Source organism: Pseudomonas sp. NPDC087342 (assembly GCF_044744265.1).
Taxonomy (GTDB): domain Bacteria; phylum Pseudomonadota; class Gammaproteobacteria; order Pseudomonadales; family Pseudomonadaceae; genus Aquipseudomonas; species Aquipseudomonas nunensis.
This window is the reverse complement of record NZ_JBIUXZ010000001.1, coordinates 1082454-1102435: the sequence shown is the minus strand read 5'-3', so window position 1 is coordinate 1102435 and position 19982 is coordinate 1082454. Positions and strand designations below refer to the sequence as shown.

Sequence of the window (19982 nt, the reverse complement as noted above, 5' to 3'; positions counted from 1 at the left end):
GTGAGAGATGATGATCATCAGGCTGGAGCGCTGGGTCAGAATGTTTTCCAGCCAGCGGATGGTGTTGATGTCCAAGTGGTTGGTCGGTTCGTCGAGCAACAGCACTTCAGGATCGGAGAACAGCGCCTGGGCCAGCAATACGCGCAGTTTCCAGCCTGGGGAAACCTCGCTCATCGGGCCAAAGTGCTGCTCGATGCCGATACCCAGGCCCAGCAACAGTTCGCCGGCACGGGATTCGGCGGTGTAGCCGTCCATTTCAGCGAACTCGGTTTCCAGCTCGGCCACGGCCATGCCGTCTTCTTCGGTCATTTCCGGCAGCGAGTAGATGCGATCGCGCTCGGCCTTGACCTTCCACAGCTCTTCGTGACCCATGATCACGGTGTCGATCACGGTGAATTCTTCGTAAGCGAACTGGTCCTGGCGCAATTTACCCAGACGCACGTTCGGCTCAAGCATGACCTGGCCGCCGGACGGCTCGAGATCGTCGCCGAGGATTTTCATGAAGGTCGACTTGCCGCAACCGTTGGCGCCGATCAGGCCATAGCGGTTGCCCGCCGCGAATTTGACCGAAACGTTCTCGAATAACGGCTTGGCGCCGAACTGCATCGTGATGTTAGCTGTAGAAATCAAAGGTTTTTCCTGCGAAGCATTCAGAGTAGCTAAAGGTGCGGCAGTACCGATTCAGTACCTGGTTCCGGTATTCAAACCACGGGAAATGCATCCCGGTCAGAAGCGGAAGGTCCATCTGGCAATAAGTGGACAGCAGCAATGGAGCGCTTGGCCCGAGTCTAAGTGCGCTGAGGCGGGGTTCATTCCCGTCATCAACCAAGGGGGGCGCGTAATGTTTGGCGGCGATTGTACTGGTCTGGCTCTTTAAACGATAGGGCGTTGAGCCTGCGCGGGCACTTTGGCAGCATCAGCGGACACATTTTCACAGTTCTTAGCTAACTATTTGTTACAAACCGTGGCTAAAATGCCATCTATTCACCCAATGCCGCTGTTGGCATGAGCTCAAGGACGTGCCACCGGGACCGCTGTTTCGTATTCAGACACTGCGCCAGACCGCTTGGCCGGCTGCGCAGTTTGTTCACTTCTGACGTGTGACGATTGCCGTGAAACTCATCATTGCCGCTATTTATGTTATCTCGATCGCGTACGTTCATCTGCGCGGACGCGTGCGCCACAAATTGGGCCGTCAACTGAGCGATCACTCGACGTTTCTGGCGCCGATCAATTGCTTCCTCTATATGTTCTCCAAACTCCCGAGCAAGCCTTACCTCAACCCGGCCGACTTTCCGGACCTGAGCCCGTTGCAGGCTCATTGGGAAGAAATCCGCGCCGAAGGGCAGAACCTGCTTCGGGCCGGGGAGATCAAGCGCTCGAACCAATACGATGACGTGGGTTTCAACTCGTTCTTCAAGAGCGGCTGGAAGCGTTTCTATCTGAAGTGGTACGGCGACAGTCATCCTTCTGCCGAGAAACTCTGCCCGCGCACCACCGAACTGGTGCAAAGCATCGGCTCGATCAAGGCCGCGATGTTTGCTGAACTGCCGCCAGGTTCCAAACTGGTGCGCCACCGCGACCCGTATGCCGGTTCTTACCGTTATCACTTGGGCCTGGAAACGCCCAACGATGCCGGTTGCTACATCAATGTCGACGGTGAGAACTACCACTGGCGCGACGGCGAAGCGGTGATGTTCGATGAAACGTTCATCCACTACGCGGAAAACACCACCGATCAGAACCGCATCATTCTGTTTTGCGATGTCGAGCGCCCGATGAAGTATCGCTGGGCGGCGGCGTTCAATGCCTGGTTCAGCCGTAATGTCATGTCGGCGGCGGGCGCACCGAATGATGCGGGCGACAAGACCGGCGGCATCAATCGCCTGTTCGCCAAAATCTACAAGGTTCGGCTGCGCGGCAAGGAGCTGAAGAAGCGTAACCGTGCCCGGTACTACTTTGAGAAGTGGGCGATTTTTGGTGGGTTGTTGGCGGTTTTCGTATTGATCTGAGTTTTGTATCTGGGCGGCTGACGTCTTCGCGGGCAAGCCTCGCTCCTACAGGGTATTGCGTGACCCGTAGGAGCGAGGCTTGCCCGCGAAGAGGCCAGAACATTCAACACATCAACTATGGCTTTGTAGCCCCCAACTGCTTCCACATCTTCGCCGTGATCTTCTGCCGATTCGCATACCCCGCCCACGGATCCTCTTTCAATCCCTCCAGCCGCTCCAGCAAATTAGCCACGGTCCATTCCTGCGAACCGTGCAGCGCCGTCAATTCATCCCGCGCTATCGGCACCGACACCGGTAACCCCGGCCGCGCCCGCACTGAATACGCTGACACCGTACTGGCCCCACGGGTGTTGCGCAGGTAATCGACGAAGATCTTGCCGACCCGGTTTTTCGGGCCCATGGTCGCGCTGATCCGTTCCGGCAGTTGCTGCGCCATAAACTGCGCGATGGCTTTGGCGAACGCCTTGACCGTGTCCCAATCATCCTTGCGCGCCAGCGGCACGATGATGTGCATGCCTTTGCCACCGCTGGTTTTCAAAAATGCCTCGAGGCCGATTTCATCCAGCACCGACAGGGTCAATTGCGTGGCCTCAACCATGCTTTTCCATGGGAGCGCCGGATCTGGGTCGAGGTCGAGGACGAACAGGTCCGGGGTTTCAATCTTGTCCGTGGTCGCGCCCCAGGTATGCAGCTCGATGGTGCCCATTTGCGCCGCGCCGATCAGTGCCTGGACGGAGTCGATTTCCATCAGGCGCGCGTGGCCAAGGTCGATGTTTGGGTCCAGATGTTTGATGTTGGGGATCGCCAGGCGCTCGGCGTGTTTCTGGAAGAACTGTTCGCCTTCGACGCCTTCCGGTGCCCTTAACAGTGAAACCGGCCGGTCGCGCAGGAACGGCAGGATCCATTTGCTGATGCTTTCGTAGAACTGCACCAGTTCGAGTTTCTGCGTGCCGCTGTCCTTGTCGATGACACGCTCGGGATGCGTAATCTTGACCCCGGCGACGGTGCTGTCCTTGCTGCTGGTTTTCTTCTCGGTCACAGGTTTGCTCGCCTTGGGGGACTGCGGCTGTTCACGGACAATCTCAGCAGCCGGTTTATCGGTGCGCATGGCGATAAACGCCGCTTGCCGGACCACGCCTTCGCGGGTCCACTCGGCAAACTCGGCTTCGCACACCAGCGTCGGCTCGACCCAGTGCACACCCCGGGCTTGAGCGGCGGTCAACGGTTTGTCGAGCGGTGAGGTCTTGCGCTCGATCTTCTGCAACTGTCCATGAAACAGTTTGAGGTTGGCCTGATTGAACCCGGTGCCAACGCGCCCGGCATAGACCAGCCCCTTATCGTCGTAAACCCCCAGCAGCAGGGCGCCGAAACCACTGCGAGAACCTTGCGGCGCCGTATAGCCGATGATCACGAATTCCTGACGCAAGCGGCATTTGAGCTTGATCCAGTCCGGGCTGCGGCGTGACACGTAAGGGCTGCCAGCGCGTTTGCCGATGACGCCTTCCAGCGACAAGGCACAGGCACTCTCGACGATGTCCTGATGTTTGGCGGTAAAAGCCTCGGAGAAGCGCAGGATTTGCCGGGACTTGCGCCCCAGGGCTTTTTTCAGCGCCGCGCGCCGGTCTTCTACCGGCATCTCACGCTGATCGACGCCATGCAGGAACGGCGCGTCGAACAGGAAATAAATGATGTCTACGGAGCGGCCGATCTCGAACGCGTTCTGCAATCCCTGGAAGTCCGGGAAGCCTTTGTCGTTGAGCACCACCACTTCGCCATCGAGCCAGCTGCCGTCGAGTTTCATCTCGGCCAGGGCCTTGGCCTGCAGGGGCAGTTTGGCCGTCCAGTCGTGGCCATTGCGGGTCAGCAGCCGCACCTTGCCATTGTCGATCCGGGCGAGGATCCGGTAGCCGTCGAACTTGATTTCATAGCGCCAATCACCGGCCGGGGCCTTGTCCATCAGCGTGGCCAGTTGCGGGCTGAATTGTTCGGGCAGGGCGGTTGGCTTGGGTTTGGCTGCTTTGGGCTTTTTGACGGATTTACTGCTGGCCTTTTTGGTTTTGTCGCCCACCGTCGCATCACTCAATACGCTTTTGGGCAACTCGGCGACCACGTCAAACTCGCTGATCGGCCGCGCTTGTTGATCCTTTTCCTTGATCAGCAGCCATTGCTCCTTGTCGCCACTGCCGCGCAGATGGGTGCGCACCAGCGCCCAGTCACCGGAGAGTTTTTCACCGATCAAGGTGAATTTCAGTTTGCCGGCCTTGTAGGTTTCCTGTGGGTCACCAATCGGTTGCCAGACGCCGTGATCCCAGACAATCACATCGCCGGCGCCGTACTGACCCTCGGGAATGCTGCCTTCGAAGGTGCCGTAACTGATCGGATGGTCCTCGACATGCACCGCCAGACGCTTTTGCGTCGGGTCCAGACTCGGGCCTTTGGGCACGGCCCAGCTTTTCAGGGTGCCGTCGAGTTCCAGGCGAAAGTCGTAATGCAGGTTGCGCGCATCATGCTTCTGGATCACGAAACGCAAGGCCGAAGGCGTTTTCTTGCCGCGCTTGGCCGGCGCTGCTTCAGGCGGCTCCGAAGTGATCTCAAAGTTGCGTTTGCGTGTGTATTCACTCACCGATTTAGCCATGGCGTACTACCTTGTGCGGCGATTTCGCGGGCGGTCAGCCACGAGAACTCTTCGTGGCTTTTTTCGCCGGGGCCGGTTTGGCGGCGGCTTTGCGCGGCTTGGCCGCCGGTTTGCTGGCTGCCTTGCCACCGAGGCTGCGTTTGAGCAGTTCGGTCAGATCAATGACATCCGCGGTTTTACGTTCCTCTTCGCCGGCGGTGCTCTCGACGTCCTCGATCTTGCCTTCATTGGCCTTTTTCTCCACTAGCGCCATGATCTTGTCTTCGAAACTGTCGCGGTAATCTTCGGGTTTCCAGTCGGCGCTCATGTCCTCGACCAGGCGCTTGGCCATGTCCAGTTCACCCTTGGCCAACTCGGGTTTGGTCACTTCACTGCCCAACTCCAGTTCATCAAGGCTGCGCACTTCCGCCGGCCAGCGCAGCATCACCAACACCATGGCCGATTCCAGCGGCATCAGCGCCGCCAGGTGTTGCCGGGTATGCAGCACGACATGGGCGAGGGCGACCTTGTTGGTTTTGCTCAGGGTTTCACGCAGCAGCGCATAGACCTTGCCACCGCGTTTGTCCGGCGCCAAGTAATAGGGTGTGTCGATGTTTTGCAGCGGGATCTGTTCGCTGTCGACAAAGGCAAAAATGTCGATGGTCTGGGTCGACAACGGGTGCGCCGAACGAATTTCCTCTTCGCTGAGCACCACATAGCGGCCCTTTTCGTAGGCGACGCCTTTGACGATGTGTTCCTTGGTGACTTCCTTGCCGGTGACTTTGTTGACGCGTTTGTAGCCCACCGGATCCATGCTGCGGCTGTCGAGCCAGTCGAAATCCACCCCATGAGATGAAGTCGCCGACACCAGTGCCACAGGGATGTGCACCAAGCCAAAACTGATTGCGCCTTTCCAGATTGCTCGGGCCATCTTCGTCTACTCGCAAGTGATGATCAGGTGACCCGTGGCCCGGCGCAAAAGTTTCAGCGGCTTTCGCCCAGGCCCTGCGGGGGGATCAGCGGTGCAGCAAACGGGTGTTACATCTGTGAAGGAGGTTTCAGTTAACAAATCCGAACGTCGGGCGTAGCGTGGCATCGAAGACTCTATTCCCGTATCCGTAGAGAGGCTCTCCATGAACAGATTTGTGCTCGGCTGCACCGTGCTGGCCTTGAGCGGTTTGCTCGGCCCGGTGGCCCTGGCCCAGAGCCCGACCGGCAGCAGCAATAACAATCCCTACAACAGCCCGATTCACCGGGCCAACCCCAACAGCATGCAAGGCACGCAACCGGCCACCCGACAACCGACATTCGCCCCTGTGCCGCGTCCGCCGACCGTGGAAAACGGCGGTATTGGCAATCGCTATCCGCAAAACAAAGCGGCCCCCAGTACGCCACCGAAATTCATTCCCAATCCACCACCCCGGGACTCGGACAGCAGCAACCGTTGAACGGCAGAGCTGAGGTTCTGTCAGCCATTCGAACCACAAAAGGAAGCGTGCATGTTGCGTAAAACCCTCCTGGCCACCTTCTGCGCCAGCGCACTGATTACCGCCGCCGCGCCTGTTTTCGCGGCGCCCGCCCAGGAACTGAAAAGCGAACAAGGCACCCTCGAGGTCACGCCGATCACCAAAGGCCTGGAGCACCCGTGGGCCCTGGCATTTCTGCCGGATCGCCAGGGCATGCTGGTGACCGAACGTCCCGGCAACCTTCGGGTGGTTACTGCGGATGGCAAACGCTCGGCGCCAATCGGCGGCGTGCCGAAGGTCTGGGCCAAGGGGCAGGGTGGTTTGCTCGATGTGGTGTTGTCGCCGGACTTCAAACAGGACCGCATGGTCTATCTGTCTTACGCCGAAGGTGGCGGGGAAGGCGACAAGGCCGGCACCGCAGTGGGACGCGGGCGTTTGTCCGACGACCTGACGACGCTCAAGGATTTCAAGGTGATCTTCCGCCAGGAGCCGAAGCTCTCGGTCGGTAACCACTTCGGTTCGCGGTTGGTGTTCGATCGTGACGGTTATCTGTTCATCTCTCTTGGCGAAAACAATGACCGCATGACCGCCCAGGACCTCGACAAGCTGCAAGGCAAAATCGTGCGGATTTACCCGGACGGCAAGGTGCCGGATGACAACCCCTTTGTTGGTCAGGCGGGTGTGCGTCCGGAAATCTGGTCCTACGGCCAGCGTAACCCCCAAGGTTTGGCGCTGAATCCGTGGAGCGGGACGATCTGGGAAAACGAGCATGGCCCCAAAGGTGGCGATGAGATTAACGTGATCGAACGCGGCAAGAACTATGGCTGGCCACTGGCAACCAACGGCATCAACTATTCCGGCCAGCCGATCCCGGAGGCCACGGGCAAGACCGCCGAAGGCACCGTCCCGCCACACCACGTCTGGGAAGTCTCTCCTGCTATCAGTGGCATGGCGTTCTATGACGCCGATCGTTTCAAGCCTTGGCAGCACAACGTGTTTATCGGCGCGCTGGGGAGTCAGGAACTGATCCGGTTGCAGTTCGATGGTGACAAAGTGGTGCATGAAGAACGCTTGATGGGCGAGCTCAAGGCGCGGATCCGCGATGTGCGGCAGGGGCCGGATGGGTATTTGTATGTTTTGACGGATGAGGAGGATGGCGCGATTTACAAGGTGGGCCTGAAGTAAGGGAGATCCTGTGGCGAGGGAGCTTGCTCCCGCTCGGCTTCGCAGCAGTCGCAAATTGGTTTCTCGTTTTGTCTGCGATGCACAGGGGGGCGCTTCGCACCCCAGCGGGAGCAAGCTCCCTCGCCACAGGGTATTAGGTCCGGCGATAGAGAATCACTGCCGCTCGAAGCTTCCCCCGCCCAAAACTGCACATCTTCTCAAACTCCCCATGACTCACCGGCAAATGCTGGCAATCCATGGGCTGGCGGTGCTGGCTGTGATCTACATCGGGGTCATGCAGGTAGACAAACTCTTCATCGCAATCCGTCACCATTACCCAGTGCGGCGCCTTGGAGCGAGTCAGGCGATAGCTACTGATCAACACCAGCGGCTGACCGCCCGCGTCGAGTAATCGAGGCAGATCCAGCGTCCCGCCAATCACCCGTTCCACATCGGTGTCCTGCAACTGTGCAGTGAACTCTTCGTGCACCAGGCGCATTACGTCCTTTTTATGCTCATCGCGCACGCCATCGAGAAACAACGGTCCGGCCATGCTCAGTTGCAATTGCACGCGAAACCCGCGTCGCCACGCCGCCAGCGCCAGGCCCTGCGGGCTGCAACCACCGTGGCCCGAAGTCATGAACACCGTGGTCGCCTCACGCCAGATTTGCAGCTCTTCCCGACGTTCCAGCAACCGATCCCGCTGCAATGCCCCCATGGCCATTAGCAAACAGGCCGGGCCGCAGGTGAAATCGGTGGTCTGGCGATACCAGGGCACCTGGATATTGCGCGAATCGCGGTGCTGCAGGATGCGTTTCTCCAGCCGCAACGCATCCGCGTGGTCCTGGTAATAGTCGTGAATCAGCGCGAAACGCCGGTAACCATTGCGCTCATACAGAGCAATCGCCGCTGGATTGTCGATACGCACCTCAAGCCGCAAATAGGCGCAATCGTGCTCAAGGGCACAGGCTTCGATCCGCTCCAGCAGTTGCTTGCCCAAGCCATTGCCTCTGGCCTCGGAAGCGATGGCAATCGAATACAACCGCGCCAGGGACGTGCCCCGGTGGAACAGCACCACGGCGTAGCCGACCAGTTGCTCCTCGTGTTGGGCAACCAGCAATTGCCCATGAGCGCGGGTGATCATCCATTGAAAACTGCGACTGGTGAGCCGGTCCGTGGTGAAGCATTGCTCTTCGAGTTGGAGCAACGCGGGTAAGTCTTCAACTACCGCCAAGCGAAAGACAGGATTCATATGACCGCCGTAAAAGTTGCGTAACGAAACGGGACTTTCGAAAAAGTTCGTGCTTAATAGGAAAGGTCTTGTTCTCCAACGGATCAATCACTATGTCAGCGGTACAAGGTCATTGGCGCGAAGTATCCGAGCAAACTTTGCCGGCGGCAACTTATTTAAATGATGCAGTCAGAACTTCAAGTCAGTTGATTATCATCGTCGAACGCAAGGAAGACTGGGCGTCGTATTTCCCCAGCGAGGACATCGTCACGGCTCAGGAATACCTGGAACAAACCCGCGACAACGAGCAGGGCAAACGGGTCCAGGTGATCAACCTGTGCCGCAGCTACAAGTACCTGGGGCACGGCTACTACTGCTCGCTGCTGGCTGAGGCCCGGGGACACAAGGTCATCCCGTCGGTGCGAACCATTAGCGAACTGACGCGCAAGTCCCTTTACGGGCTGGCCCTGGATGATCTGGACAAACCCCTGGAAAAAGCCCTCTGTAATCATCTTTACAGCGATACAGAAGGATTTACGCTAACCCTGTATTTCGGCAAGACAAATATCGAGCCGCTACAGGATCTGGCGCGACAGTTATTTGAAGTGTTTCCGTGTCCTATATTATTAGTTGAGTTTAGAAGAACTAATGGTTGGCACATTGAAGGTGTAAAATTCGGCGCGTTACATAAGTTGCGCGAAGATCAGGAAGACCAGTTTGCCAACTCCCTGGACAATTTCAGTCGCAAGATCTGGCGTGTGCCGCGTTCCCGGCGTTTGGCCCGTTATGACCTGGCGATCCTGCATGATCCGCAGGAAGCGTTGCCGCCGTCCAACGCCAAGGCCCTGGACAATTTCGTCCGGGTCGGCAAAACCCTGGGCATCGACGTCGAGCTGATCGAGCGCAAGGACTACGCGCGCATCGCCGAATACGACGGGCTGCTGATCCGCGAGACTACGAGTGTCGACAACCACACCTATCGCTTCGCCAAAAAAGCCGAAAGCGAAGGGCTGGTGGTGATGGACGACCCGACGTCGATCCTGCGCTGCACCAACAAGGTCTACCTGACCGACTTGCTGAAAAGCCATCAACTCGGCATGCCCGCCACTGAAATTCTCTACAAGGAACGACCGGAAGACTTCGAGCGGGTCGGCGAGCGCTTGGGCTTTCCGCTGGTGTTGAAGATCCCCGACGGTTGTTTCTCCCGAGGCGTGATCAAGGTCGAAAGCCAACAAGCCTTGCTCGAAGCCACCGCTGAACTGTTCGAGCATTCGGTGTTGTTGCTGGCGCAGGAATTCTTCTACACCGAGTACGACTGGCGCATTGGCGTGCTCAACCGCAAACCGATTTTTGCCTGCCAGTACTTCATGTCCAAGGGCCATTGGCAGATCTACAACCACAAGGCCAAGGGTCAGGACATCAATGGTGAATGCCGCACCTTGGCAGTCCACGAAGCGCCGCGCGCCGTGGTAGAGCTGGCGGTGAAGACTGCCAACCTGATCGGCGACGGCCTCTACGGCGTCGACCTCAAGCAGTCCGGCGACAAAGTGGTGGTGATCGAGGTCAACGACAACCCGAACATGGACGCCGGCATCGAAGACGCTTATTTGCAGGACGATTTGTACTCGCTGGTGCTGGAAGAGTTCGTGCGCCGCCTGGAGCTCAAACGTCGCGGCCAGGCCTGGTGAGCGGCCGATGATCAAGAGTTTTCAACTGACCCACGGCGCCCTGCACACCGTCGAACGGCTGGACGCCGAAGTGATGCTGTTCAGCAACCCCGACGCCGCTGAGCGCGATTTGCTGCACAGCCATTTCAAGCTCGATGAGCACGCCCTGGCCTCGGCCCTGGACCCCGACGAGGTGTCGCGCATCGAGTTTCACCCCGACAACCTGTTCCTGATCTGGAAACGCCCGGAAAACTATTCCGGCGCCGGCAGCCTGGCCTTCGAGGTGTCGTCCTGCGGCTTGCTGTTCTCGCCAGGCCGCTTGCTGGTGATCGCCACCGACGATTCGCCGCTGCATGGTCTCGGCACCCGCCAGCGGCTCAATACGCCGCTGGATGTGTTGCTGGATTTGTTGTTCAACAACATCCATCACTACTTGGGCCACCTGAAGGTGATCAAACTGGTTGCCCGGGAGTTACAGCAGAAATTCAACGCCTCGATGGAAAACCAGCACCTGATCCAGATGTTCAACCTCAGCGAGAGCCTGATCTATTACATCAACGCGATCCACAGCAACGGCGCCGTGCTGACCCGCCTGCGCAACCACGCGGAAAAGGAGCACTTCAGCGCCGAGGCCATCGGCCTGATCGACGACCTGATCATCGAAAACAACCAGTGCTACAAACAGGCGGAAATCTACTCCACGGTGTTCTCCGGGCTGATCGACGCCCGGGGCAACCTGATGAACAACAGCATGAACAACCTGCTGCGCAAACTGACGCTGATCAACGTGGTGTTTTTGCCGCTGAACCTGATTGCCAGCATTGGCGGCATGTCCGAGTTCAGCATGATGACGGCGGGCACACCGTGGTGGGTGTCCTATCCGCTGTTCCTGACGGCGATGATGCTTGGCGCCGGGGTGATGGTGTTGGGGCTCAGGCGCTTGGCGAGGTGATGGTGGCGCTCTTCAGGCCGCCATCGCGAGCAAGCTCGCTCCCACATTGGTTCTGTGGTGTTCACAAATCCCCTGTGGGAGCGAGCTTGCTCGCGATAGCGATCCCAACAACACCGCTAGTACAGGATCAGACCTCTTGAGCTGAGCTGACCGAATCTTTGCGATCCCGAACCCCCCGAACCACCAAATACAACAACGGCCCAATCGACACAAAAACAGCCGTCAGCAAAAGATAAGGCATCACCGACAACCCCGACCGGCCACGCTGGCGAGCATCCCGGTACATCCAAACCCCAGCCAGCGTCGCCAACAGATAAAGATCAATCACCACCTGTGCTGTATCCGGCCGCGACATCAGGCTGATCCCAAACTCGATCAACGACTGTTCGGCCTGCAACATCACCGAAACGGTGTAGCCGGCAAACGCAATCAGGGCAATCAGGGGCAGGGCGACAGACTTCATGGTTTCCTTCCTTGGGGACAATGAGCAGAATCGCCAGCCTACAGAGGCTCGACAAAATTGGCCATTGACTTGCCACCAATGCCCGGCTAATTTCCAGCCATGACTTCCACCGTATTGCGCTGCCAGCCAAGCATTATTACCGCCATTCCTTATTTGGCGGGCTAGCTCACGACTGCAGCACCCAACCCGCCCTAGAGGCGGGTTTTTACTTTCTGTCTCTTGGGTCTTGAACCGGAACACATCCGGCGTAGGACAGGAGATGAGTATGAATAGCGCCACCGCCCAGCAACGTTTGCTTGAGCACTACGTGAAAAAGATCCTCGCCGCACCAGTGTATGAACTGGCGGTGCGCACGCTGCTGCAACCGGCACCCGCATTGTCCGAGGCGCTGGGTAATCAGATCCTGCTCAAGCGCGAAGACCTGCAGCCGACCTTTTCCTTCAAGATCCGCGGCGCCTACAACAAACTGGTGCAGCTCAGCGCTGAGCAAAAGGCTCGCGGCGTGATCACCGCTTCAGCCGGCAATCATGCCCAAGGCGTGGCGCATGCGGCCCGTCAGTTGGGGATCGCCGCGACCATCGTCATGCCGTGCACCACGCCCGAGTTGAAGGTGTTGGGCGTGCGAAGTCGGGGCGCCGACGCAGTGCTGCATGGCGAGAGTTTTCCGTTCGCGCTGGAACACGCTCTGGACCTGGCCAAACAAACCGGTCGCACCTTTGTCTCGCCGTTCGACGACCCTGACGTGATCGCGGGGCAGGGCACTGTCGCCATGGAAATCCTGCGCCAGCATCAAGGCCCGTTGGATGCGATCTTCGTCCCGGTCGGCGGCGGGGGCCTGATCGCCGGCATCGCCGCGTACGTCAAATACCTGCGCCCGGAGGTGCGCATCGTCGGCGTCGAGTCGGAACATTCCGCGTGCCTGGCGGCGGCGTTGCAGGCCGGTGAACGGGTGGTTTTGCCCAACGTCGGCACCTTCGCCGATGGCGTGGCGGTGGCGCAGATCGGCGCTTATGGTTTTGAGGTTTGCCGGTTTTGTGTCGACGAGGTGATCACCGTCAGCAACGACGAACTCTGCGCCGCGATCAAGAACATCTACGACGACACCCGCTCGATCACCGAGCCTTCCGGCGCATTGGCCGTGGCCGGGATCAAGAAGTACGTGGCTCAAACCGGCGCTCGCGGTCAGACCCTGGTGGCCATCGACTCTGGCGCGAATATCAATTTCGACAGCCTGCGCCATGTCGCCGAGCGCGCCGCTGCTTGTGGCGCGCCGGCGTGAACGCAGGTCAGGGCAACATCGGGCGCAGGAACGTGCGCTCGTAACTGACGATAAACTTCTTCTCGACCAGCGAGGCCACCAACGCGGTACTTTCCGGGTCGGTCATGGCGATGTGGCGGTAGCTTTCGTAGTCCGCCAGCGACGGAAAACTGAACAGGCAGTAGGCGATATTGCTCGCGCCCTCGGACGGCAGGAAATACCCGTGATGCGTCCCGCCCAAACGCTCGACAATCCCGAGCCAGGCCTGGGCGTAGGATTCGAATTCACTGAGTTTGTAGGGATCGATTACATATTTGACGTGGCAGGTAATCAAAAGGCAGCTCCTGTGTTTAATGCCAGACAATGAAGGATGGAATACCGCAATTCCCCTGTGGGAGCGAGCTTGCTCGCGATAGCGACCTGTCAGCCAACATCAATGTTGAATGTCATTCCGTCATCGCGAGCAAGCTCGCTCCCACAGGGAATTATTGTGGTGGCTTATTCCTGAACAGCCTTCTCAACCTTGCTCGACGCCGACCAGATCCGATAACGCACCTCAACATCCTTGGGAACATACAACACGATCGGCAACTTGCTGTTATAGCGCAACATGAACCCGTCCCCGACCACCGGCACAAAATCCTTTTTGGTCTTGCCATCCGGACAAGCCATCATCGTGCTCATCGGGCCAATCACCTTTTCCAGGCGATAGAACGGATAACCCCAACCCTCAAGATTCTTCTCTTCAAGTATCCCGCCCAAGCGCTGACGATTGCAGTCCACGTTCAAGGTCTTGCCCGCCAGAACTTCAACCTGATAGCCATCTTCCTGGGGTTGCGGCGCCAGATGAATGACCTGGCGAGTGAAACCACTTTCGGCCTTGGGAAACGGCGCGACATCTTCAAGTTTCGCGGCGTGTACTGCGCACGACAGCCCGGCAGTTATTAGCCCGACGGTAGTGATAAAGGTCAAAGAACTCATGATGCCTCCTTGCGTGTGACCGGGGTCAGCGGATACTGAAATATTGGGTAGCATTTTTTACTTTCATTCCCGGCAAATGCAACCCCGCGCTGGATGCCTGCAATTTGCAGGGCTTCGACCGGTCTTCCTTGCAAATTGCATGAGGAAATTTGCTAGCACCTTCTGTAAACCTTTGATTTGCCGACGAGATGCAAAGCGGAATTACAGGCATGTTTTATGCTGTAGCTGTCTTTAGCTGGGCGGTGATTTTAATGAGCCAGCGGCGCTACGAGAGAACGGTCAAGTCTGGAGTATTCAGGCCCGCATGGACGACAAACGGGTTACTCCGAACAGACCGATATTTATGTTGATTGGCAGTCTCACATTAAGGAGAGGGTCGCCATGTTTCTATCTGCCTTGGAACTTCGCAATATCATTGAAAGCAGTTTCCTGCCGAAGCGCTGTCAATGCACGCTGTCGCCGGACCTGTCGATGACCATCAAAGTCTATGCCGACACGCAAACCGATCAGCTCGATCTGTTGGTGACCGGTATCAACGCCAAACGCTTGAATGGTTGTCGGGAAATCAACGACCTGATCGCCGAACTTCGTTCAGACATGCAGCACAGGGCGCAAGTCCAGCCGTTGCATCTTGACCGGAAAGCGCTTTAGCCCGCTGTTTCAAGTTTCACCGACACGCGCCGGGTCTGGAAAAATCCCAGGCCCAGCGCCAGTTCGACCCCGACCGCCAGCAAAATCCCTGGCCCGGCATGGCCATTCAGCCATTCGCCGAAGCCCAGTGCCGCCAGCCCCCAGCAGCCGACAATAAACCCGGTGCACAACGCACTGCGGGTTGAGGAGGGTGCTTCATTGCGAATCAGATAAAACATCACCCCCAGCGCTGCGAACAACACCGCGCTGCGCCGCGCGACCAATCCCGCCGCTGACGAATACTCAATACTCCAGATCGCCAACAACCGATCCGGCATCAAACCCCACACCAACGCCAGTGCGAAACACAACGCGGCGGTGAACGTCGATAACGTACGAAACGATAACTGCATGGCGAATCCTTGCGGCAGTGAGGGAGGCGCCCAAAGCATAGCGCCACAACCCTCACACGCCTACCGCAAAACGCCGAATCAGAGCCTTCCGTCAGTTTTGATAACTGCAGGCGTCAGACAATTTCCGATAAGTGATTTCAGAAGGCTTGCCCGTGGCGCTGTCGATGTACTTCATGTCGGCCTTGACTACTTTGCAGTCCAGGGTCGACGGCTCGGTCAAAGCAATCACCTTGCCCACATTCAGCGGCATACCGTATGTGTACGGCACAGCCTGGGAAGTTGAAGTGTCAGCGGCCTGGGCCAGGCCGGCGAATGCAGTGCAGGCGAGGGCGGTGGTGATCAGCAACGTGCGCATGTTCATGGAAATTCTCCGGTGCAGGCTTGAAGTCAGCTCGACGTGAAAGCGTCGAACCTGCCGCACTGGGCATCAGGAGAGCCTGAAGGCGTGCGGTCCCGTACAGGTTTGGACCGCGGGGTTAAGCGATGGTTAACGCGACTTGATGCCACCTGTCGTGAGGCGGTTTCTGACAGAGGTTTCATGTGGGACCGGTAAGTTAGTTAAAAGAACGCCTCTCCAAGTGCAAGACTTTAAAACCGCGCGTCTCGGGAAGCGTGTCAATGCCGACAGCCGTTTCAGCCTGGCCTTTGCCGGCCACGTAGTCATAGAGCAGTAACTTCGTCGGCACTTCATAGCCTTCGTTTGGCATGACCAGGCGCATTTGCTGCGGCCCCAGATAGAGCCAACGGGGCAGGGCCTTCTCGGCAAAATTGATTTGCTCGACGCTGTGCGTGATCGGGTTTTTGCGCAGCACGACGCCTTTCATATAGGGCGAGCCGTATTCGAGGGCGAACATCAGGGTTGAGGACACGCACTTTGCCAGGACGATGCGGCCGATGAAGTCCTCTTGGGGCATATCGGTGAAGGCGATGTGGGTGTTGCCGTCGAGTTTTATGAAAAGACGATGGCCGTCTTCGGCGGGCTCGGCCAGCAGCGATACCTTGGAGTGGCCGGCTAAAGGGCAGGTGAGGATAGTCTTGAGTGGTTGCGCATCGGCCGGGGTGGTTAGCAGCACTGCGAAGACGTATGGCCAGGGTGATTTCATTGTGGGTGAGTCCATTCTGTTGTGGGGGCCTACAGCGCTACCCGGTCAGGGTGAAAAATCCTAAGAAAGCTTCGTACCGTTCCTACAGGCTTGGGCGAGTTGTCGACTTTCGCCGGCAGGCTTGCAGCGTTTACTGTTTGGCCTCGCTGCAAAATCAGCGAACAGGTTTGGTCACCTGAGAACAGTGCACACATGTGTGCCATGATTCGCCTTGCGGACATCTATGTCCTTAAGACGCATTGTTGTGGCGGCTGTGTGCAGGACGCCTTCGGGCGAGCTGAGTTTCTGTTCTCGGTTGACCAAGCCTGTGCACAGTCCGCCTCCCATCGTTTGGTCACGGTGCTGGCGGTTACCTCAAAACAGATGAGTAATCACTATGCCAACGTTAAATCCTGTTACCGGTCGTTATCGTTCAATCAAAAGCAACGTTACCGACACAAACCCCATGGTCATCGACACCGAGGCCAATCCCCAAGACATTCTCGAAGCCGCTCTACAGCGCATCCGTGCCTCCAGCAACTTGCTCGAAACACTCCATTGCCAGTGCTTCAAGAACGGTGATGTCCAGGACATTCCGCACATCACCCACGCGCTGTATCTGCTGACGCAAGACGGCTGCGACCTATTGCAGGTCGCGCAACAGCAGATGTTGGGCTGGACAGCGCCGGCCTGACGCCTGCTGATACACACCTGTCTCCTATGAGGCAGGTTTTAAAGCTAAATACCCGAGCGCAATGCATTCAAGACTTTCTGGTTTCGGGCGTATTCAACGAGATCCTTGGGATAAACCCGGTGATCGATGTCGCTGTCGTCGATGTCGTACAAAAAGGCAATGGCTCCCGCTTCTACCGCCCAGTAACCGACGTAATTCCCATCCTTGCCCTGTAAATGACTGTCATGCCAAGGCGCTTGCTTGAAGGCGGGGTACCATTGTTTGCAGTATTTTTTAAGAAAATTGGTAGCGTCCGCTTTGCTCTCTGCGTAAATGGCTCGAATCAAATGTGAATAGACGTCATGAAACCATTGGTCCACATCGTGTCTGTTTGGCAACACCTTTATCAGCAGATCTTCATAGAGTGTATCGTCGCCGGCATAACCTGCACGGTCTATCAGCAGGACAAAACGCTGAAGTAAATCAATGCGATGCAGCAGAACGCAGAAGCCGATAACTTGCACGCATTCTTCAAATTCGTCGGGCCAATCGTCTATCGCGAGCGGCGATATGTCGGGACTGTTCTGGTACTCCGCTAGTCTGGCTTGCCTGGCTTCGTATTTTTCTATGAGAACTTCAAGCAACGGTATGAGAGAGGCAATTTCCTCACCTGCCGTGTAAGCGGCTAAAAGCTTGTCCAGTGCCAACTGCTTAAAGTGCGTTGAACGAATTGTCGCCTCTTCTTCGGGTGAGTCAGACTGAAAGGTGTTGGTCTGGAAAAACTCGATCACCTCGTCATATTCTTTGAGAAACTTGTTGTACTGATATTCACTGAAGTATTTTTGTCGTTTGTTCATGGCGGCGGCTTCTGAAGGGCAGAGATTTATTGGTTCGATCAACGGTGCAAGATCTGCCAACCGTCAGATGATCGAGGCGGGTACCCGGCTTAAAAACAACGCCAAACCTTGCTGATACTGCTCCGCATCCATCACATCGCTGTGCTTGGGGATGTGATAGGCCTTGTCCTTGCGATTCAGCTCAGCGCAAGCCACCGAGTAAAAGTCAGGCGTTTCCTTGATATGCACGATCTTCCCCCAGACCAACCCGCCTTTCGCACCCTTGGTATTAATCAGAGTGAAGCCCTCGTCGTCGAATTGCAGACGATAAGCGCCTTCAGCCGCCTTGAGTGGAATGCGTAGTTTCATTTCGATCAGACGCTGATTCGTACGGCGAAATGGCGCGCGCGGCTTCGCACGATTGTCGGCGATACGGTTGCGTAAATGGCTTAGCAGGCGAGCGGAGAAGAACCACCAGAACACCACGAAGACCACCCCAAACAGGACCATGGAGATGAGTTTCTGGGGACTTAACTCACGCGCCGGGAAATAGATCGCCAGCATGCCGCCAGCCAGGCCCAGGAGAAACAACAGTGGCGCGAGCAAACGGTCTTGAAGACGTGTGATATAGCCCAACAGCCGGGCCTGCAGTTGATCATCCTTGAGCATTTCTTGCTCAAGCAGTTTATTGACTCTGAGCTGTGTGTGCTCGGGGGTAATGGTGAATTGCAGTTCCATGGCGTTGAATCCGAAGTCCGTTTCTGAAGAGGGCGGAAGTTTACGTGTTTGCCGCACGTCTGGCATAGGCAACCAAGTCTTTGGGGTAAACCATATGATCGATTTGGCTGTCGTCGATGCCGTATAAAAAAGCAATGGCGCCCGCTTCAAAAGCCCAGTAACCGACGTAGTTGCCATCGTCGTCTTCAATGTCCAAATGACTGTCATGCCAATTGGTTTGCAGCGACGCGAAAGCGGGATACCACGCTTCGCAATAGTGCTTTAACAAGTGGCTCGATTCTTCAGGTTCGGTGGCGTATATCGCCCTGATCAGCGGTGTGTAGAGACCGTGGAACCACTCGTCCAGATCAGCACGATCCGGTAAATGCTTTCGTAGAAGGTCTTCGTAGAGCGTGTCTTCGTGAACGTATCCCCCGCGATCTATCAGGGCGACGAAACGAGTCAGCAGGTCGGTGCGACGCAACAAAATGCAGAGGCTGATGACTTGAACACACTCTTCATAGTGCTCGGGCCAGTCGTCGACGGCCAAAGGTGATATGTCAGGTTCGCGTTCCTCGGCAGCCAGGGCTTGTTGGTAAGTCTCATAGCTGCTGATCAGCTTCTCCAGCCGGGGAATAAGGCTTTCAATCGTCTCGCCCGCCGTGTAACTGATCAGCAAGGCATTCAACGCTGCTGCCTTGAAGTATCCCGTTCGTAATGACCTCTCTTGGTCTGGAGAATCTGCCTGCATCGTCTGGCCGGCCCAGCGCGATTCGGTCGTATCGTAGAGATGGATGGACTTTCGGTAGTACGAATCAACGATGAAGCGCTGTCGTCTGTTCATTACGTTTGTCTGGCTCTCTTCCGTTGCAGGGCTATTGCTTGTCGAATCGCTTAAACCACTGCGCAGTGGTGTCTTCTCCAAAGGTCGGGCCATAGGGCGAATGGGACTGGAGTTGTTCTGGCTCAGGAATGCGCAGGGTTTTGACGATTTCATTGACGGCTACATAGACTGCGGGCGGTTCCTCATCTTGTGCTCCGAGCTGGGGGTAGTCTCCTGCACGGATGATCAATCCGTTGACATAATTCAATATCTCCACATCGCTGCGGCTGCTAAAAGCATGATTTAACGAGTTTTCACCTCCTAGACGTTCCACAAACTGATTGCCGAGAATGGTGTACCAGTTCACACCCTTGATGTGATCCAGCAGTTCTCTCTTAAAGTTGTGCACCATGGTGTCCACTTCAAGTCCGGGGAACTGCTGAGCCAACTGAAATTCCATTGACGTGTAGCTATCGAAGTCATAAGGCAGAACGCTGGAAAGTCCACCATAACCATGTTCAGCCTTAACCTGGTTACAGAGGTAAACTAGCCAATTTTGATATCGAATGGCTCCATCAGCTTCCAGCAAAAAAGTCCAAGGTAAAGTGATCTTCAGATATGAGCGCTTGTGGTCTCCATGGATTTCAAAAGAGTTCAAAACCGAAAGACTGTATTTCGCGGCCTCACTTGCAGTTGAAGCGCTGCTGAGGTGCCATTCATATTGATCGTTCGAACCAGTTCGAAGAATGTCCAGAGTCATTTTTTTGAAGCTGTCGTTTGTCAGTTTCTTATATTGATCATTGAATTGTCCCTTTAGGTGTTGGCCAAATTCTTTGTTGAAACGATCAAAGCATTCTATGATTTTTTTCTTGCTTTCCAGTAGATAGCCTTCTTTAAAATAAACTGTGGCAATCAGCCCCAGCCTGATGACTGGTGTGCTGTCAGGAAGTTCAAAAGTCAGGTTTGGAGCTTGGTCAGATAATATTTGCAATGGATTCAT

Annotated in this window: 21 protein-coding genes and 1 pseudogene; 8 read left to right on the top strand and 14 right to left on the bottom strand. The window is 56.6% G+C overall.

Annotated features, from left to right (window positions below; genetic code table 11):
- Positions 1-630, bottom strand: a 630-nt coding sequence (locus tag ACIOYV_RS05010; RefSeq protein ID WP_401321380.1) for an ATP-binding cassette domain-containing protein, incomplete at its 3' end; no start/stop codon positions are given.
- Positions 631-1112: 482 nt separating this feature from the next.
- Between ACIOYV_RS05010 and lpxO the strand changes: the two genes are divergently transcribed.
- Entirely contained in the window at positions 1113-2012 is a 900-nt protein-coding gene (lpxO, locus tag ACIOYV_RS05005; protein ID WP_054046274.1) for a lipid A hydroxylase LpxO, read from the top strand.
- Between the two features lie 115 nt (positions 2013-2127).
- On the opposite strand, the gene ligD is transcribed toward lpxO, so the two are convergent.
- Both ligD and ACIOYV_RS04995 read right to left on the bottom strand, forming a co-directional pair.
- Positions 2128-4647, bottom strand: coding sequence for a DNA ligase D (gene ligD, locus ACIOYV_RS05000; protein ID WP_401321377.1), 2520 nt, complete (start codon positions 4645-4647; stop codon positions 2128-2130).
- A 34-nt stretch (positions 4648-4681) separates the two neighbouring features.
- Positions 4682-5557: a Ku protein gene (locus tag ACIOYV_RS04995; RefSeq protein WP_163910025.1), complete on the bottom strand. Its 876-nt coding sequence runs from the start codon at positions 5555-5557 to the stop codon at positions 4682-4684.
- A gap of 202 nt (positions 5558-5759) precedes the next feature.
- Here ACIOYV_RS04995 and ACIOYV_RS04990 point away from each other — a divergent pair, with 202 nt between their 5' ends.
- Both ACIOYV_RS04990 and ACIOYV_RS04985 read left to right on the top strand, forming a co-directional pair.
- Entirely contained in the window at positions 5760-6074 is a 315-nt protein-coding gene (locus ACIOYV_RS04990) for a hypothetical protein (protein WP_163910026.1), read from the top strand.
- A 51-nt stretch (positions 6075-6125) separates the two neighbouring features.
- Complete coding sequence (locus ACIOYV_RS04985) at positions 6126-7277, top strand: PQQ-dependent sugar dehydrogenase (protein ID WP_401321374.1); 1152 nt, start codon at positions 6126-6128, stop codon at positions 7275-7277.
- Positions 7278-7410: 133 nt separating this feature from the next.
- Here ACIOYV_RS04985 and rimI read toward each other — a convergent pair whose 3' ends face one another.
- The gene (gene rimI, locus ACIOYV_RS04980; RefSeq protein ID WP_401321371.1) at positions 7411-8508 is read right to left on the bottom strand and encodes a ribosomal protein S18-alanine N-acetyltransferase; all 1098 of its coding nucleotides are present in this window, start codon (positions 8506-8508) and stop codon (positions 7411-7413) included.
- A gap of 92 nt (positions 8509-8600) precedes the next feature.
- Here rimI and ACIOYV_RS04975 point away from each other — a divergent pair, with 92 nt between their 5' ends.
- Positions 8601-10175, top strand: coding sequence for a RimK family protein (locus ACIOYV_RS04975; protein ID WP_401321368.1), 1575 nt, complete (start codon positions 8601-8603; stop codon positions 10173-10175).
- Between the two features lie 7 nt (positions 10176-10182).
- A complete protein-coding gene (locus ACIOYV_RS04970) occupies positions 10183-11106 on the top strand; it encodes a magnesium transporter CorA family protein (RefSeq protein ID WP_054046260.1) in 924 nt (307 codons plus the stop codon).
- Between the two features lie 127 nt (positions 11107-11233).
- Here the strand turns inward: ACIOYV_RS04970 and ACIOYV_RS04965 are convergent, their stop codons facing one another.
- Positions 11234-11569 carry a DUF2834 domain-containing protein gene (locus ACIOYV_RS04965; protein WP_401321364.1) on the bottom strand — a complete coding sequence of 112 codons (336 nt, stop codon included), beginning with the start codon at positions 11567-11569 and terminating at the stop codon, positions 11234-11236.
- A 259-nt stretch (positions 11570-11828) separates the two neighbouring features.
- On the opposite strand from ACIOYV_RS04965, the pseudogene ilvA reads away from it, so the two are divergent.
- Positions 11829-12824: pseudogene (ilvA, locus tag ACIOYV_RS04960) on the top strand (threonine ammonia-lyase, biosynthetic); the annotation flags it as partial.
- Positions 12825-12855: 31 nt separating this feature from the next.
- Here the strand turns inward: ilvA and ACIOYV_RS04955 are convergent.
- Together ACIOYV_RS04955 and eco are read right to left on the bottom strand one after the other, a co-directional pair.
- A complete protein-coding gene (locus ACIOYV_RS04955; RefSeq protein ID WP_401321361.1) occupies positions 12856-13161 on the bottom strand; it encodes an NIPSNAP family protein in 306 nt (101 codons plus the stop codon).
- A 164-nt stretch (positions 13162-13325) separates the two neighbouring features.
- Positions 13326-13808 carry a serine protease inhibitor ecotin gene (gene eco / locus ACIOYV_RS04950; RefSeq protein WP_401321358.1) on the bottom strand — a complete coding sequence of 161 codons (483 nt, stop codon included), beginning with the start codon at positions 13806-13808 and terminating at the stop codon, positions 13326-13328.
- Positions 13809-14189: 381 nt separating this feature from the next.
- On the opposite strand from eco, the gene ACIOYV_RS04945 reads away from it, so the two are divergent.
- Positions 14190-14459, top strand: a complete 270-nt coding sequence (locus ACIOYV_RS04945; protein WP_054046253.1) for a DUF1652 domain-containing protein — start codon at positions 14190-14192, stop codon at positions 14457-14459.
- On the opposite strand, the gene ACIOYV_RS04940 is transcribed toward ACIOYV_RS04945, so the two are convergent.
- The 3 genes from ACIOYV_RS04940 to ACIOYV_RS04930 form a co-directional block, all read right to left on the bottom strand.
- Complete coding sequence (locus tag ACIOYV_RS04940) at positions 14456-14851, bottom strand: hypothetical protein (protein ID WP_401321354.1); 396 nt, start codon at positions 14849-14851, stop codon at positions 14456-14458. The two genes, ACIOYV_RS04945 and ACIOYV_RS04940, sit on opposite strands and share 4 nt — an antisense overlap.
- 91 nt (positions 14852-14942) lie before the next feature.
- Positions 14943-15212: a DUF2790 domain-containing protein gene (locus ACIOYV_RS04935; protein WP_054614835.1), complete on the bottom strand. Its 270-nt coding sequence runs from the start codon at positions 15210-15212 to the stop codon at positions 14943-14945.
- A 193-nt stretch (positions 15213-15405) separates the two neighbouring features.
- The gene (locus ACIOYV_RS04930) at positions 15406-15954 is read right to left on the bottom strand and encodes a hypothetical protein (protein ID WP_401321351.1); all 549 of its coding nucleotides are present in this window, start codon (positions 15952-15954) and stop codon (positions 15406-15408) included.
- A 376-nt stretch (positions 15955-16330) separates the two neighbouring features.
- On the opposite strand from ACIOYV_RS04930, the gene ACIOYV_RS04925 reads away from it, so the two are divergent.
- Positions 16331-16627: a hypothetical protein gene (locus tag ACIOYV_RS04925; RefSeq protein WP_401321348.1), complete on the top strand. Its 297-nt coding sequence runs from the start codon at positions 16331-16333 to the stop codon at positions 16625-16627.
- A gap of 44 nt (positions 16628-16671) precedes the next feature.
- Here the strand turns inward: ACIOYV_RS04925 and ACIOYV_RS04920 are convergent, their stop codons facing one another.
- From ACIOYV_RS04920 to ACIOYV_RS04905, 4 genes are all read right to left on the bottom strand, one after another.
- A complete protein-coding gene (locus ACIOYV_RS04920; RefSeq protein ID WP_401321346.1) occupies positions 16672-17463 on the bottom strand; it encodes a PoNe immunity protein domain-containing protein in 792 nt (263 codons plus the stop codon).
- 63 nt (positions 17464-17526) lie between these two features.
- Positions 17527-18180: a YcxB family protein gene (locus tag ACIOYV_RS04915; RefSeq protein ID WP_401321343.1), complete on the bottom strand. Its 654-nt coding sequence runs from the start codon at positions 18178-18180 to the stop codon at positions 17527-17529.
- Between the two features lie 40 nt (positions 18181-18220).
- Positions 18221-19003: a PoNe immunity protein domain-containing protein gene (locus ACIOYV_RS04910; RefSeq protein WP_401321341.1), complete on the bottom strand. Its 783-nt coding sequence runs from the start codon at positions 19001-19003 to the stop codon at positions 18221-18223.
- A 31-nt stretch (positions 19004-19034) separates the two neighbouring features.
- Entirely contained in the window at positions 19035-19982 is a 948-nt protein-coding gene (locus ACIOYV_RS04905) for a type VI immunity family protein (protein WP_401321339.1), read from the bottom strand.